The 13977-nt window shown below is 60.2% G+C and carries 14 protein-coding genes and 1 tRNA gene; 7 read left to right on the top strand and 8 right to left on the bottom strand.

Features of this window, described 5'->3' with window-relative positions:
* Nucleotides 1-11: 11 nt before the first annotated feature.
* The 4 genes from ACOVRJ_RS14365 to ACOVRJ_RS14350 all read right to left on the bottom strand — a co-directional run bounded on the left by ACOVRJ_RS14365 (nucleotide 12) and on the right by ACOVRJ_RS14350 (nucleotide 4723).
* Nucleotides 12-1823, bottom strand: coding sequence for an EAL domain-containing protein (locus ACOVRJ_RS14365; protein ID WP_422044532.1), 1812 nt, complete (start codon nucleotides 1821-1823; stop codon nucleotides 12-14).
* Between the two features lie 172 nt (nucleotides 1824-1995).
* Nucleotides 1996-3111 carry a protein-glutamate methylesterase/protein-glutamine glutaminase gene (locus tag ACOVRJ_RS14360; RefSeq protein ID WP_422044531.1) on the bottom strand — a complete coding sequence of 372 codons (1116 nt, stop codon included), beginning with the start codon at nucleotides 3109-3111 and terminating at the stop codon, nucleotides 1996-1998.
* 27 nt (nucleotides 3112-3138) lie between these two features.
* Nucleotides 3139-3813 (bottom strand): chemoreceptor glutamine deamidase CheD, encoded by a 675-nt coding sequence (cheD, locus tag ACOVRJ_RS14355; RefSeq protein WP_422044530.1) that lies wholly within the window; start codon nucleotides 3811-3813, stop codon nucleotides 3139-3141.
* Between the two features lie 58 nt (nucleotides 3814-3871).
* Complete coding sequence (locus tag ACOVRJ_RS14350) at nucleotides 3872-4723, bottom strand: CheR family methyltransferase (RefSeq protein ID WP_422044529.1); 852 nt, start codon at nucleotides 4721-4723, stop codon at nucleotides 3872-3874.
* A 213-nt stretch (nucleotides 4724-4936) separates the two neighbouring features.
* Here ACOVRJ_RS14350 and ACOVRJ_RS14345 point away from each other — a divergent pair, with 213 nt between their 5' ends.
* Nucleotides 4937-5632: a GGDEF domain-containing protein gene (locus ACOVRJ_RS14345; protein ID WP_422044528.1), complete on the top strand. Its 696-nt coding sequence runs from the start codon at nucleotides 4937-4939 to the stop codon at nucleotides 5630-5632.
* Nucleotides 5629-6462, top strand: a complete 834-nt coding sequence (locus tag ACOVRJ_RS14340) for a MinD/ParA family protein (protein WP_422044527.1) — start codon at nucleotides 5629-5631, stop codon at nucleotides 6460-6462. Before ACOVRJ_RS14345 ends, ACOVRJ_RS14340 begins: the two co-directional genes overlap by 4 nt.
* 38 nt (nucleotides 6463-6500) lie before the next feature.
* Here ACOVRJ_RS14340 and ACOVRJ_RS14335 read toward each other — a convergent pair whose 3' ends face one another.
* From ACOVRJ_RS14335 to radC, 3 genes are read right to left on the bottom strand one after another with little or no spacing between them, the layout of a single operon-like run.
* Nucleotides 6501-6914 carry a group II truncated hemoglobin gene (locus ACOVRJ_RS14335; RefSeq protein WP_422044526.1) on the bottom strand — a complete coding sequence of 138 codons (414 nt, stop codon included), beginning with the start codon at nucleotides 6912-6914 and terminating at the stop codon, nucleotides 6501-6503.
* Between the two features lie 20 nt (nucleotides 6915-6934).
* The gene (locus ACOVRJ_RS14330; protein ID WP_422044525.1) at nucleotides 6935-7615 is read right to left on the bottom strand and encodes a Smr/MutS family protein; all 681 of its coding nucleotides are present in this window, start codon (nucleotides 7613-7615) and stop codon (nucleotides 6935-6937) included.
* On the bottom strand, nucleotides 7612-8286 hold the full coding sequence (gene radC / locus ACOVRJ_RS14325; RefSeq protein ID WP_422044524.1) for a RadC family protein: 675 nt from the start codon (nucleotides 8284-8286) through the stop codon (nucleotides 7612-7614). Before radC ends, ACOVRJ_RS14330 begins: the two co-directional genes overlap by 4 nt.
* Before the next feature lie 150 nt (nucleotides 8287-8436).
* On the opposite strand from radC, the gene ACOVRJ_RS14320 reads away from it, so the two are divergent.
* The 5 genes from ACOVRJ_RS14320 to ACOVRJ_RS14300 all read left to right on the top strand — a co-directional run bounded on the left by ACOVRJ_RS14320 (nucleotide 8437) and on the right by ACOVRJ_RS14300 (nucleotide 12816).
* On the top strand, nucleotides 8437-8880 hold the full coding sequence (locus tag ACOVRJ_RS14320) for an FKBP-type peptidyl-prolyl cis-trans isomerase (RefSeq protein ID WP_422044523.1): 444 nt from the start codon (nucleotides 8437-8439) through the stop codon (nucleotides 8878-8880).
* Nucleotide 8881: 1 nt separating this feature from the next.
* On the top strand, nucleotides 8882-9859 hold the full coding sequence (gene ispH / locus ACOVRJ_RS14315; RefSeq protein WP_422044522.1) for a 4-hydroxy-3-methylbut-2-enyl diphosphate reductase: 978 nt from the start codon (nucleotides 8882-8884) through the stop codon (nucleotides 9857-9859).
* A gap of 90 nt (nucleotides 9860-9949) precedes the next feature.
* A complete protein-coding gene (serS, locus tag ACOVRJ_RS14310; RefSeq protein WP_422044521.1) occupies nucleotides 9950-11245 on the top strand; it encodes a serine--tRNA ligase in 1296 nt (431 codons plus the stop codon).
* A 79-nt stretch (nucleotides 11246-11324) separates the two neighbouring features.
* A tRNA-Ser gene (locus ACOVRJ_RS14305) sits at nucleotides 11325-11412 on the top strand.
* A 441-nt stretch (nucleotides 11413-11853) separates the two neighbouring features.
* Nucleotides 11854-12816: a DUF4365 domain-containing protein gene (locus ACOVRJ_RS14300; protein ID WP_422044520.1), complete on the top strand. Its 963-nt coding sequence runs from the start codon at nucleotides 11854-11856 to the stop codon at nucleotides 12814-12816.
* Nucleotides 12817-13192: 376 nt separating this feature from the next.
* Here the strand turns inward: ACOVRJ_RS14300 and ACOVRJ_RS14295 are convergent.
* A partial coding sequence (locus ACOVRJ_RS14295) for a hypothetical protein (RefSeq protein WP_422044519.1) occupies nucleotides 13193-13977 on the bottom strand: 785 nt, incomplete at its 5' end.

Genomic DNA, 13977 nt, shown 5'->3' with positions numbered 1-13977 from the left:
GCGCTTGCCCTTCAAGCCGCCATCACATAAACGCTGAGCTGCTCATGCTTGGCATGGCGCTTGGCGGTGGCGGCTGCGGTGGCCACTTCCTCCGCGCGATGCAGCGTGCCCGGTGCGACACGCACGGCGCCAATGCTCAGCGTGGTGCAGGGGTGAAATCGCAGGTCGCCATGCCGGTCTTCCGCCATGATGCCCCCGGCTTCGAGTGCCGCGGCGTCGAAGAGATTGCGGGCCAGGCTGTTGAAGCGTTCGATGATTTGTTCGCAACGATGCTCCCAGTCATCGCTTTGGAACAGCATCACAAAGTCGTCGCCGCCCACATGGCCGAGAAAGTCGCGCTGGCTGTCGCAATGGCTGCTGGCCACGCGGGCTACCAAACGAATCATTTCATCGCCACGCCAATAGCCGTATTCGTCGTTGAAGGGCTTGAAGTGGTTCAAGTCGGCATAGGCTGCCACGAACTCGCGCCCACTGGTCAAGAGGCGGCCAATGTGCTGGCTGATCGGGATATTGCCGGGCAAGAAGGTCAGCGGATTGGCATGTCGCGCCGCCTCAATGCGCGCTTCGGTGACCGAGCGCACCAGTTGCTCGCCGGTGCCCAGGCCGAGGTAGCGGCCTTCGCGGGTGATGATGAAACCTTCGCGCAAATAGCGCTGGTCGGCTGAAGTGAGCACCGTAGTCAGCGCTTCAATGCCGGTGTCTGCATCCACGATCAGCGGCGTTGGGTTGGCGAACAAGGTGCAGGCGTGGCGGCCGTAGAGGTCGTTGAAAAAAGGCTTGGCCCAGCGGTTGATGAACTGGCTGCGGTCCACCAGCGCTACCGGTTCATGCTTGGCATTCAAGACCGCGATGGCATGCAACTGCTCATGTTGGTTGAACAAGCGGAACAGTTGCTCATGCGTGGTGTCTTCGCGCACGGTGATGGCGTCGACCATCAGGCGCTCGGCGGTGACGCCGTTGCTGGAGGCGCGGCGCAACTCGGGCAGCACGGCGATATCGCTGCTGGCCAGCACTTCGCGCGCGGCCACCAGGGCTTCATGCGCACCTTCTGCGGAGGGACGACCGATCAGCCAGCCTTGCCCAAAGGCCACGCCCAGGTCGCGCAAGACGCGCATTTCTTCTGGACTCTCAATCCCTTCGGCCACCAACTGTGCTCCGAAGGTCTCGGCCAGTTGCAGCAAGGCCCGGAAAGTTTGCAGCTTCTCCGCGTGGGCCGGCAAATCGTGGGTGAAGTACTTGTCGATCTTGACCAGATTGGGTTGCATCTCGGACCATAGCCGCAAGGACGAGCGGCCATCGCCAAAATCATCCAGCGCTATCCCCACGCCTTGTCGGCGCAAGGACGTGATCGCCTGGCGCAGGGTGTCGATGTCGGTCACGCGTTCATGCTCGGTCAACTCGATCATGATGCTGCTGGGCTTGACCCCGAATTCGCCACCAACGAACAGGCCACCACCGGTCGAGTCTTGAGCTACCGCGCGGGCCAGTGCCGTGGCGCTCATATTGATCAGCAGCTTGCCGGGCAGCTTGCGTTGACTCCAGTCTTTCAGCGCTTGCTGGGCGCAGCAGACCTCGAGTTCAACCGTCAAACCTTCACGGCGACCGGCCGCAAACAAGGCGTCGGGGAACTCCAAAGAGCTGCCGGCAGGTCCGCGCACCAAGGCTTCGTGGCCATAGATCAAGCCACAGTCCAGTTGAACAATGGGTTGAAAAAGCGTACGGAGTAGACCTTCGTCGATCAGGGTTCGAACACTCAGGGCCAGAGGGCGCTCAAGACGCCGGGTGTGTTCTGCTTGGCGGACGGGGAGGGAGAGGGTCGTCATACGACCATGCTGCCTGAGCCAGGTGACAGGCTTGCGACGAGCACGAAAAACCGACCATAAAGCCGCAGTTTCGTGAGGAAATACCTGGCGCAGGCTTGAGCGGCTTGTTGTTTGGCTGCTGCGGCGGGCCAGTCCTTCGATCGCGACTCGTCGAGTTGCAAAGGCGAAGCCCTTAGACCCGGTTCACCGAAATGCCGGCCGTGCTACGCAGGCGCTCCACCAAGCGCGTCGCGATCTGGGAGAGGGGCAGCACCTCGTCGGCGGCGCCGGCTGCGATGGCCTCGCGCGGCATGCCAAAAACGACGCAGCTGGCCTCATCCTGAACGAGGTTGTAAGAGCCGGCGTCTTTCATCACCTTCATGGCCTTGGCGCCATCGGCGCCCATGCCCGTCAACATGATGCCCAAGGCGTTGGGGCCGACCACTCGGGCGGCGGAGTGAAACAGGACTTCGACCGATGGCTTGTGACGATTGACGGGCTCCCCGTCTTGAACACGGGCGATGTAGTTGGCGCCCGAACGTTCGACGCTGAGATGAAAGCCGCCAGGGGCGATGTAGCCATGGCCGGGCAAGATGCGTTCGCCGTCTTGCGCTTCCTTGACGCGAATTCGACACAGACCGTCCAGGCGTGCCGCATAGCTCTTGGTGAAGCCGGGTGGCATGTGCTGGGTGATCACAACGGCAGGGCAGTCGGCCGGCAGATTGACCAGCACATCCTTGGTGGCCTCGGTGCCGCCGGTCGACGCACCGATGAAGATGATCTTCTCGGTTGACAGTCGGCCCAAGCTGGCCATGGTGACCGGTTTGGCGGGTGCCGGCGGGGCAGAACTGGGGTGAGCCGCTGCACCGCTTGGGCTGGCGGGGAGGGCGGCATGACTGCGGCGGATATGCGCCTTGGCGGCGATGCGGATCTTGTCGGTGATGTCGTCAGCCAGCAGTCGAATGCCGTCGGCGACGCCAATCTTGGGCTTGGCAACGAAATCCACCGCGCCCAACTCCAGTGCCTTCAAGGTGACTTCCGCGCCACGCTCGGTCAGCGTGGACACCATCACCACCGGCATGGGGCGCAGGCGCATCAGACGCGAAAGAAAGTCCAGCCCATCCATCTTGGGCATTTCAATGTCCAGCGTGATCACGTCCGGATTCAGGTTGCGGATCATCTCCCGGGCCAGCAGGGGATCGGCGGCGGCGCCGATGCACTCCATATCGGACTGCCGATTGATGATCTCGCTCAGGATGCTGCGTACCAGCGCTGAGTCATCCACCACCACGACTTTGATTTTGGCCATTTTTCTAATTCTCCTAAGGGGGCGGACTCAGAACAAGTCGACGGAGCCGCCTGTGGCGACCACCGGTTGAGCCTTCTGCGCCGCGGCGCGATCCTGTTGCACCAAGGCGTCGGCATTGGTGGGTGCCAGCCGTTTGACCATGGCCTTGCCGCTGTGCGGCAGGAAACACACCTTGCGCGGGTAGATGTCCATCACGTCCTTGGAAACGATGGGAATGCGTTCGGTCTTCAGATAGTCAATGACGAAATTGGTGTTGCGCTCGCCGACGTTGATGGTGTTCATGCCGGCGATGACGGCTCCACCGCCGAAGATCTTGGCTTCCATGCGGCTTTTGGCGGCGCCGCGCTTCATCATTTCGTTGATCAGCAATTCCATCGCGAAAGAGCCGTACCGGCCGGAGTCGCCGCTGCCCTCAGGCAGCATGAAGTGATTCATGCCGCCGATCTGGGCATGGCGATCCCACAGACAAGCCGCAATGCAAGAGCCCAGCGTGGTCATGACCAAGATGTCTTCGTTATCGACGAAGTACTCGCCCGGCAGGATCTTGACCGCTGCATTCTTGAAGTGCGCGTCGTAGAAGAAAAACGAAGCCTCGCCATTTTTGCGCGGCATGGCCTTCAACTGGGCTACGCGAGTCGCGCCCGCGCCGCTGGAGTACGTCACGCCGGAGCTGGCGCCGGTGGAGGCGGGTGGGATGCTCATATTTTTGTATCGGCCGCTGTTTATTGGACTTGAGGGACTGGCACGCGACGAGCCGAGCTCAGACTCGCTCGTAGATCGTCTTGCCGCGCAGGCGGAACAGGTCGCGTGACTCAGTGAAGTTCTCCGAATGGCCGACGAACAGCAGGCCTTGTGGACGCATCACTTTGTGGATGCGCTCCAGAACCTTGCGCTGAGTTGGCGCGTCAAAGTAAATCATGACATTGCGACAGAACACGATGTGGAAGGGATCGCCCAAGGACCACTGGGCATCCATCAGATTCAGGGGGCGAAAGTCGATCCAACGCTGCAACTCCGGTTTGACACGGATTCGTCCGGCATTGGCGCCGGTGCCACGCATGAAGAAGTTGCGCAGGCGGGCTTGATCGAGGCCGCGGGCGTCTTCGTTGTAGACCCCGCGCTTGGCGGTGTTCAAGACATTGGTGTCGATATCGCTGGCCGTGATCTGCACCTGCGCATTGCTGCCCAATGCCTCGCTGCAGCTGATGGCGATGGAGTAGGGCTCCTCACCCGTCGACGCCGCGCAACACCAGATGCGCACCGGCTTGCCTGACAGCGGCTTGAGATCGTTCGCGAGCGCGTGGAAATGATGCTCTTCGCGGAAGAAGGAGGTGAGATTGGTTGTCAAGCAATTGACGAACTCTTGCCACTCTTGCGCGCCTTGCGGGCCGGTCACGTTCTCCAGCCATTGCAAATAGGCAGCAAAAGACTTGTGGCCGGTGTCCCGTAGTCGTCGGGACAGGCGGCTGTACACCATGGCGTGCTTGCCATCGTGCAGGCTGATGCCGGCGTGTTTGTAAATCAGTTCTCGCACGCGATCAAAGTCGGCGCGGCTGAAGCTGAACTCGTGGTCAATCACTTCTGCGCCTGAGGCGCTTGGAACAGCGGGCATGTGATGAGCTCGGTTGTTAGTCCCTGGCCTGACGAGCAGGCTGGGATCTGATTTTGCATCGGCGTCAAGTGTGGTCCCAGAATCAGCGTCAGCATAGAGCAAACAAGGCCGGCAATGCGGGCTTGTTTGTGCCCTGCTTGTCTTGGGGCCGCTGCTAGACTGAGATCGTACTTGCCTTGGACTATCTTGGAATCAAGCCCTCAACCCGTTCTTATGGACGCCCGCCGATTGCGGCTCGACCTCGCCCTGCAGCTCTTGCAGCAGGCGGGAGCCTTGCTGCCGGAGTCCGAACCCTATGGCGAAGCGTGGCTGCAAGGCGTCATTGATGCCTTGTGTGATCTTTCCAGCAAGGACGCCTTGACGGGTTTGGTGAACCGACGCAGTTTCGAGATGGCCTTGTCACGCGAGGTCGATCGAGTGGCTCGGTCGGGTGAGTCGGCCCTGTTGCTGACCGTGGACATCGATCATTTCAAGGCGGTCAATGACACCTATGGGCATGCCGCGGGTGATCTGGTCATCCAAGCGGTGGCTGCCGCCATGAATCAGGTGGTTCGACCCATGGACACCGTGGCCCGCGTAGGCGGCGAAGAATTCGCCATCGTGTTGCCCAAATGCGCAGCCAGTTTCGGCGCCATGGTGGCCGAGCGTTTGCGCGAGCGAGTTTCTGAATTGCGTATTGAAGTGGCTTCGGGCCAGATTTTGGCGGTCACGATCAGTCTGGGTGGTGCATTCGCGCCGCAATGGGTGAGATCGTCTTCTCTGCTTTGGATGGAGCGCGCTGACCGTCAGCTCTACCGTGCCAAGGCCGAAGGTCGTAACCGCGCCTGCCTGGAGTCGCAGGTGGATTCCTTGGTCAGCGCCGAGGAAAAAGGCATGTTGTTTGCTGTAACGCAACAGGAAAGTGAATGAGTACGACATCTGATCCTGCTGCATCCGGCGCTGCGCCACTCGCGCAGGCCATGTCCCGACCTCTTGCGGCACGCGGTGGCGCACGCACGCTGGCCGTGACCAGCGGCAAAGGCGGCGTAGGCAAAACTTTTGTAACGGCCAATTTGGCGGCGGCTTTGGCTGCGCGCGGTCAAAAGGTCCTGGTGCTCGACGCCGATTTGGGGCTGGCGAACTTGGATGTGGTGTTGAATCTGCACCCCAAGCTGACCCTGCACGATGTGTTCACCGAAAAGGCCACGCTGGAGCAGGCGATTTTGCCGGCGCCCGGTGGCTTCTCCGTGCTGCTGGCCGGCTCAGGCATGGTGGAGTATTCGCGCTTGACGCCCGATGTCCGCGACAAGCTGCTGCACATCGTCGATCTGGTCAAACCGCGCTTTGACTGGGTACTTCTGGACACCGGCGCTGGCATTTCCGATGTCGTCTTGTTCGCGATTTCTTTGGCCACCGATGTCTTGGTGGTGGCCACACCCGAACCGACATCGTTGACCGATGCTTACGCCACCATCAAGGTGCTGGCCACACAGCAAAACCGGCGCGAGGTTGGTTTGCTGGTCAATCAAGCCAACCGGGTGGGCGAGGGCAAGCTGATCTGCGGCCAGCTGCAGCAAGTCTTGCAGCGCTTCGTGGGTGCCAAGCCGGGTCAGGCCTTCAAGCTGGAGTTACTGGGTGAGGTGAAGAACGACCAGTCCGTGCGTCAGGCGGTGCTCAAGCGTCAGCTGGTGCTGGAGCACTACCCGGGCAGCGATGCCGCCCAGGCCATCAAGGCTCTGGCGAACAAGCTCTTGGGCTGAGCGGCTTCTTCGTTCCTTTAGGTTCCTTTAGGGCGCGCTCAGCCGCCGCGATTGCGCATCCAGTCGGCGGTGCCGTAAAAGGACTCCGCCAACCTTTGCTGCAAAGGCTCGGGCAACTCGCAAGCCTGCATGGCTTCGATCATGCAGGCCATCCATTGGTCTCTTTCCGCAATACCGATGGAATAGGGCAAATGGCGGGCGCGCAGGCGTGGATGGCCGAAGCGTTCGATGTACAAATCGGGCCCGCCGCTCCAGCCGCATAAAAACCAATGCAGCTTGTTGCGTGAATCCTCCAGCGTGCTGGGGTGGAGCGAGCGCAGCAGCGCGTAGTGGGGCTCCAGGTCCATGCGGTCATAGAACTGGTCGACCAGTTCGCGGATGCCGGCCTCGCCACCGAGCAGGTCAAACAGGGTGGTGGCGGGTTCTTGGGTATTGGCTTGGGTGTCTTGCATGGGCGGATTGTCCCGCCTCCTCAATCCACTTGCTGCAGCAAGACCATCAAGGCGCCGGTGCCGCCATCGCTGGCGCGCGCCTGGACGAAGGCCAGCACCTGCTGCTTTTGCACCAGCCAGCGGCGCACCCGCGCTTTCAGCACCGGTTCCCGGCCCGGCGAGCCATTGCCTTTGCCATGCACCACGCGCACGCAGCGCAGGCCGCGCTTGGCGCTGTCTTGGACGAAAGTGCCCAGTGCCTCCCGCGCTTGGTCGCGCCTCAAGCCATGCAGGTCCAGCTGCGCTTGCAGGCTCCAATGGCCGCGACGCAGCTTGCGCACCACCTCTTGGCTGATTTCAGGGCGTCGGAAGGACAGGCTTTCGTCGGTCTCGAGCAGCGACTCCACATCAAAGTCATCCGACAAAGCTTGCAGCAAGACCTGGCGCTCATCGGCCTCGCGCTGCAGCGGCTCCGGCGGTGGACGCATCGGCGTGTGCTGCACGCGTTGCTTGTCTGGCAAGGGCGTCACCGCGCCGACGCTGAGCTCAAACACCCGGCGCTCTTGTTCGGCCAAGCGTTGCGCCGCCGCTTTGCGCTCGCGCTCCTCTTCCGCCAATTTGCGTTGCAAGGCCAGCTCGCGCTGCAGCAGTTTGAGGTCTTGCAGGCTGTGCAGCGCCAGATCAGGCTTTGACTTTTGTGGGTCGCGGGGCCGGTGCTTCACATCAGCCCCCGTTCCGCAAACGACACCACCTCGCCGCAGCCCACCACCAAATGGTCGAGCACCCGCATGTCCACCAAGGCCAGCGCGCTGCGCAGCGCTTCAGTCAGCATCTCATCCGCACGCGAAGGTTCGGCCACGCCGGAGGGGTGGTTGTGCGCCAGGATGACGGCGGCTGCCCCCAAATCCAGGCCGCGCTTGATGACTTCTCTGGGGTAAACCGAGGTTTGCGTCAGGGTGCCGCGAAACATTTCTTCCATGGCAATCAAGCGGTGTTGGGCATCCAAGAACATCACGGCAAACACTTCATGCGGCAAGCCGGCCAGCTTCAGCCGGATGAACTGCTTGACCGACTCTGGTGAATCGAACACCGGCTGCTGTGCCAACTCTTGCAGCAGCGAGCGGCGGGCGATTTCCAGCACGGCTGCGATTTCTGCACGTTTGGCCGGCCCCAAGCCCTTGATGCAGGCCAGGTCGCTGACGCTGGCGTGCAAGAGGCCATGCCAGCCCTTGAACTGATCCAATAGGTTTTGCGCCAGTTGCAAGACCGGCGTGCCCTGGATGCCGGTGCGCAGCAAAAGCGCCAGCAATTCGGCGTCTGCCAAGGCCTGAGGCCCGCGTGCCAGCAGTTTTTCGCGCGGGCGGGCGTCGGGCGGGAGATGAGTTAAAGGCATGGCAAGGGGCGAGGTACAGCAGCGGATGCAGCAAAGTCCGGGCGTCAATTCACGGCAATCCACTGGCATCCAGAAAGGCAATCTTCGCAGGCCGACGAAGCCAAAGCAGCGAGGCCCTAAAATCCCGGCAGTCTAGCCAATATTGTTTCCATGAATCTCATTCAAGCCGGTTCCTTTTTGACCTTGCATTACCGACTGGCTGGCCCGGATGGCAGTGACGTCATCAATACCTTCAATGAAAAGCCGGCCACGCTGTCGCTGGGTAGCGGCCAGTTGTCGCCGGCCATCGAAGCTCGTTTGATCGGCTTGGAAGAGGGCGTGCGCACTCAGATCGAGCTGGCACCCGGCGAGGCTTTTGGGCCGCATAACCCGGACATGCTGCAGCGTGTCAAGACCAGCTTGTTGCATGAGTTTGGCGATCCGGACGAGCAGTACGTCGTCGGTGATGTGGTGCAGTTCCCGACCCCCGATGGGCAAGGTAACTTCACCGGCACCATTCGAGAACTGGGTGAGGACTGGATGTTGTTCGACTTCAACCATCCGCTCGCTGGCCAGCCGGTCAGCTTTGAAGTGCATGTGATCGGGGTGATTTGAGATGAGCGTTGAGATGCAAGCCCAAGAAGTGCTGTTGGCCGAGCCGCGCGGTTTTTGCGCTGGCGTGGACCGGGCGATTGAGATCGTCGAGCGCGCGCTGATCAAGTTTGGTTCGCCCATCTATGTGCGCCATGAGATCGTGCACAACACCTATGTTGTCAATGATTTGAAGGCGCGTGGCGCCATCTTCATTGAGGATCTGGCCGAGGTGCCCCCAGGGGCGACCTTGGTGTTCAGCGCACACGGTGTCAGCCAAGCCGTACGGGCCGAGGCCGTTGAACGGGGCTTTCAAGTGTTTGATGCTACTTGCCCCCTGGTGACCAAGGTGCATGTGGAAGTGGCCAAGCTGCACCGTGAAGGCTATGAGTTCATCATGATTGGCCACAAAGGCCACCCCGAGGTCGAAGGCACCATGGGCCAGTTGAGCGAGGGCATCTATTTGGTCGAAGAGGCCAGCGATGTGCCGCATGTACGAGTCAAGGATCCCAGCCGCTTGGCGGTGGTGACCCAAACCACGCTGAGCGTGGACGACGCGGCCGAAATCTTGCAAGCCGTCAAGACGCATTTCCCGCAAGTGCGTGAACCTAAGAAGCAAGACATTTGCTATGCCACCCAGAACCGCCAAGATGCCGTCAAGGTTTTGGCGCCGCAGGTCGATGTGGTAATCGTGGTCGGCAGCCCGACCAGTTCCAACAGCAACCGATTGCGTGAGCTGGCCGAGCGTCTCGGCACCCCGGGCTATATGGTCGATGCAGCCGAAGACCTGCAGCCCGAATGGCTGGAAGGGCGTGGACGTGTTGGGTTAACTGCCGGCGCGTCCGCGCCTGATGTGCTGGTCCAGGCCGTCATTTTGCGCCTGCGGGAATTGGGCGCGACCACAGTTCGCAGCCTGCCTGGGGTGGAAGAGCATGTGCGCTTCCCTTTGCCGATGGGCCTGGGTGACAAGTCCATGGCCGATTTGGCTTCTTCTCGATCTTGACGCAGGCGTTTCGCTTTCAGCGGCGCCCAGGCATTTTGCGGGGCGCCGCTTTGCTTTCATAGAATCGACCGAGTTTCAAGGATCCATCAAATGTTAGATATCACCCTGCTGCGCAAAGACCTCGACGCCGTGGTCGCGCGCCTGAACACCCGTAAGAATCCGCAAGCGTTCTTGGATGTGGAGCGCTACAGCGCCCTGGAGAACGAGCGCAAGGGTGTGCAAATGCGCACCGAAGAGCTGCAAAGCCGCCGTAACAGCCTGTCCAAGCAGATCGGCATGTTGAAAGGCAAGGGCGAAGATGCCTCGGCGGTGATGGCCGAAGTGGGCGGAATCGGCGACGAGCTGAAGGCCGCCGCGGAGCGGCTGGAGGCCATCCAAGTTGAATTGAGCAGCATGCTGATGAGCGTGCCCAATCTGCCTGATGAAAGTGTGCCGGTCGGAAGCGACGAAAGTGGCAATGTTGAAGTGCGCCGATGGGGCACGCCACGCTCGTTTGACTTTGAAGTGCGCGACCATGTGGATGTCGGCGCGGCTTTGGGCCTGGACTTTGAAACGGGCGCCAAGCTCAGCGGGTCGCGCTTCAGCTTCCTCAAGGGCAAGGTGGCTCGCTTGCACCGTGCGCTGGCCCAGTTCATGCTGGACACCCAGACCGAAGAACACGGCTACACCGAGTGCTACACACCCTATATCGTCAACCGCGAAGTCTTGGAAGGCACCGGCCAGTTGCCCAAATTCAAGGAAGACATGTTCTGGGTGCTGCGCGGTGGTGATGAGCAAGCGCAGGAGCAATACCTGATCTCCACCTCGGAAATCTCTTTGACCAATACCGTGCGCGAGCAGGTTTTGGACGCCGCTGAGTTGCCGATCAAACTGACGGCGCACAGCCCTTGCTTCCGTTCGGAAGCCGGCAGCGCCGGCCGTGACACGCGCGGCCTGATCCGCCAACACCAGTTCGACAAGGTCGAGATGGTTCGCATCGAGCATCCCGACCACAGCATGGCGGCCTTGGAGGAGATGACCCTGCACGCCGAGGCGATTCTGCAAAAGCTGGAGCTGCCGTATCGCACCGTGCTGCTTTGCAGTGGCGATATGGGCTTTGGTGCGGTCAAGACCTACGACCTGGAAGTTTGGGTGCCGGCCCAGAACACCTACCGCGAGATCAGTTCCTGCTCAAATATGGGCGCCTTCCAAGCGCGCCGCATGCAAGCGCGCTTCAAGAATGCCCAGGGCAAGAACGAGTTGGTGCACACCTTGAATGGCTCCGGCCTTGCGGTGGGCCGTACCTTGGTCGCGGTGCTGGAGAACTATCAGAATGCGGACGGAAGCATCACCGTGCCCACGGTCTTGCGTCCATACCTGGGTGGCCAAGAAACCTTGCGTGCCTGACACAAAGTTTCTTGAAACCTGAAAAAGTCCGCTATACTAGCGGGCTTACTCGCTAACACCACGGCGAGCACCAGAATTCGGAGAGGTGGCAGAGTGGTTGAATGTACCTGACTCGAAATCAGGCGGACGGAAACGTCTCGGGGGTTCGAATCCCCCCCTCTCCTCCAAGTAGTACGTAAAAACGGGCCCTAGCGGCCCGTTTTTTGTTTCTATCTACCAATCGTTCTACCAATTCTTGGCCCCATTGAATCTGTTGCATTGGACCGGCACTGATTGGGGTCGTGCAATATTTGCTGTTGGCTGTTGGCTGTCGGCTGTCGGCGTAGCCGATTGAGTATTCCGGTCATCTTGGCCACCTCTTCCGATTCAAAGTAGCCAGGCATTCCGATTCGAACTGGTCACTCATTCCGATGTGGCTAAGCCACACGAAAGTAGGTGTTCGAGACTTACTTTCAACGGGATTGAATGGCTCCCGTGTGCCCAAGGCCGAAGTTCATCGAACCTCAGCGAGAGGCTGGTTGCAGCCGCTCGCATCAGGCCTGACCGCCGACAGCTATCGACCTTGAGGGGCCGGCCGAAGGATGTGTGATTAAAGCTAGCATAGCGGAATGTCCAGCACCAAAAAAAGAACGCACCAGCACTTGATTGACCAGGACGGCCAGTTCTTGTTCAGAGAAAAGCTGCCCAAGCCATGGGTCGTTCGGGAGTACCGACCGGATTACGGCCTCGACTACTCGGTTGAGGTCTTCAAGACGACGGAGGCTGGGCCGTCCGGGCGATCTACGCATGAGACGCTCGGAGAGCACTTCTTCGTGCAGCTGAAGAGCATCGAAGACCCTGATATTCGGCCACTGACGATTTACGGGCGCGGCAACGTTGAGAAAGGGAGTGAACGGCTGAAACGGGACGATCCGGTCGCTACGGTCGACACCTACCGCTTCCCGCTTGAGGTCTCCCTGCTGGCGACAGTCGAGCGTATGGGCATTGGTATCCCTGTGCTCTTAGTCATTGCTGACCTGAAGAACCAACGGTGTTGCTTTGTGTGTTTGAACGACTACGTAGACAAGGTGCTGGTGCCTCGACATGAGGACTACACCGATGCTGGCCATCGGACCGTGCATGTACTTGCGTCGAACGAAATCGGAAGCGCGAAAGGTCTCGTTGCTCTTCGCTGGTACGCCAAACGCGCGAAGTTGCTTGCGGCCTTTCAGCGCTTCACTTACCAGTACTCTGAGCTGCAGTGGGCAGAGGATGCCGACTGGAAAGAGCTAGCGCAGTACTTCGGCAAGCGCATCGCTAGCTACGACTTCTGGGACGACACGGAGATGTGCGAGCCCATTCGCTACAACGGGGCTGGTCTCAAGCGCTTTCTGCAGGACGGCCGGCCGCATTATTTCAAGCCAAATCAGGAAGCCTTCGCAAAACTAAGTCTTGAGCAGCAGGAGTACATGCTCAAAGCCGATGTCTTCGAGCTTTGGCGGCTCCTTGCGCTACTTCCCAAGACTTACGAGGACGTGTGGCGCGAGTGGTTCCTGCCAACCGCGCTCGGGCACGTTGCCTCGGAGCTTTGAACCGCGCTCCTGCTCTGCCAACGCAACGGCACGGCAGTTGTGCGCCGCTCTCTGTTCCCTTCGACGCTAGACGTTCAGTAGCCAGCTGCCATTGGAACGCAGTCCTCAAAGCCGGTGTAGCTTCGCGTCATCTGCATGACCAATTCGGCGTCTGTGACCTGAAGCCCGTCAGCCGCATCAAGGCAATAGAGAAGAATCCGCGCAACTGAGAGGAAGCGCGATGCGCAAGAGCAGGTGAGGGCGAACTTGTCTGCTTCATACGGAGTGCATGTGAGGTACCTCACTGTCCCGTTTGAAGCAGACACCGGTCGTCCGTGTCGGTTGCACGACCGGCTGCATTCGCTGCGGAGCCGACCGTCAACCCTAGATTTGTACTTCACCCACCCCGAGATGCTGACCGGTATGTGCAGCGGAAGGTGCTTTGGTCGACCAGCTTTCGGCAGGTAAGCCAATGCTTCCGCTTGCTGCGGAGCCTGATTGAAGGGCGGATCCAGCCTGTAGAGACTCGACGTGGCGACTGAGTAGAGGATGAATTTGAGCTAGGCTGGCGGCGATGCTCTCTGACTGCGCTGCATGCAGCCCGTTCGAACCCTTCTAGACGCTTGCGTGTGCCGTCCAAAAGCTCAGTATTACTGGAGGCCACAGATTGAAGCTGCTGACAGAGTTCATGGTTGGCGTTAACCAAGGCCTCAATGGGCGCCTGGCTAGCGGCAACTTGTGCAGCATGCCCTCTCAAAGCTTGAACGATCTCATCCGAGTCCACCTCAATTCGCTTTGCGTGCCCATCGACCTTAGTGCGCAATCCGATTGCGAGGAGAGATTGCCCTTCGAGCTTCGATGCAACTTCGCCAACAGACACGCGTACGGCGTCGCCAAGCGCGGCGTTTTGTGTGGCTACCTCGAGGACAGATGTGCGAATCGTCTCACGCAGTGCGACGCTATCTGCGGCTAGGCCCGCAAGTCGTGTCATAACTTCGCCTGAGGCCTGGTTCGTCATGCCCGCCGTCTTCACCACGTTAGCCAGCGCGGATTCGATCTGCGCAATTCGATCAAGGAATCCGGTGTAGGTTGCTGCCTGTTGCTCTGAGCTTGCAAGTAGCGCTTGGTTGTTGATGCCGACCGAAAACTGACCAGCTAAACCACGTAATGCCGACTGAATAT

This window comes from Roseateles sp. (genome assembly GCF_049240545.1).
In the GTDB taxonomy this organism is placed as follows: Bacteria; Pseudomonadota; Gammaproteobacteria; order Burkholderiales; family Burkholderiaceae_C; genus Paucibacter_A.
Note: the sequence above shows the minus strand (reverse complement) of the source record. Positions and strands in the feature narration are given on the sequence as shown.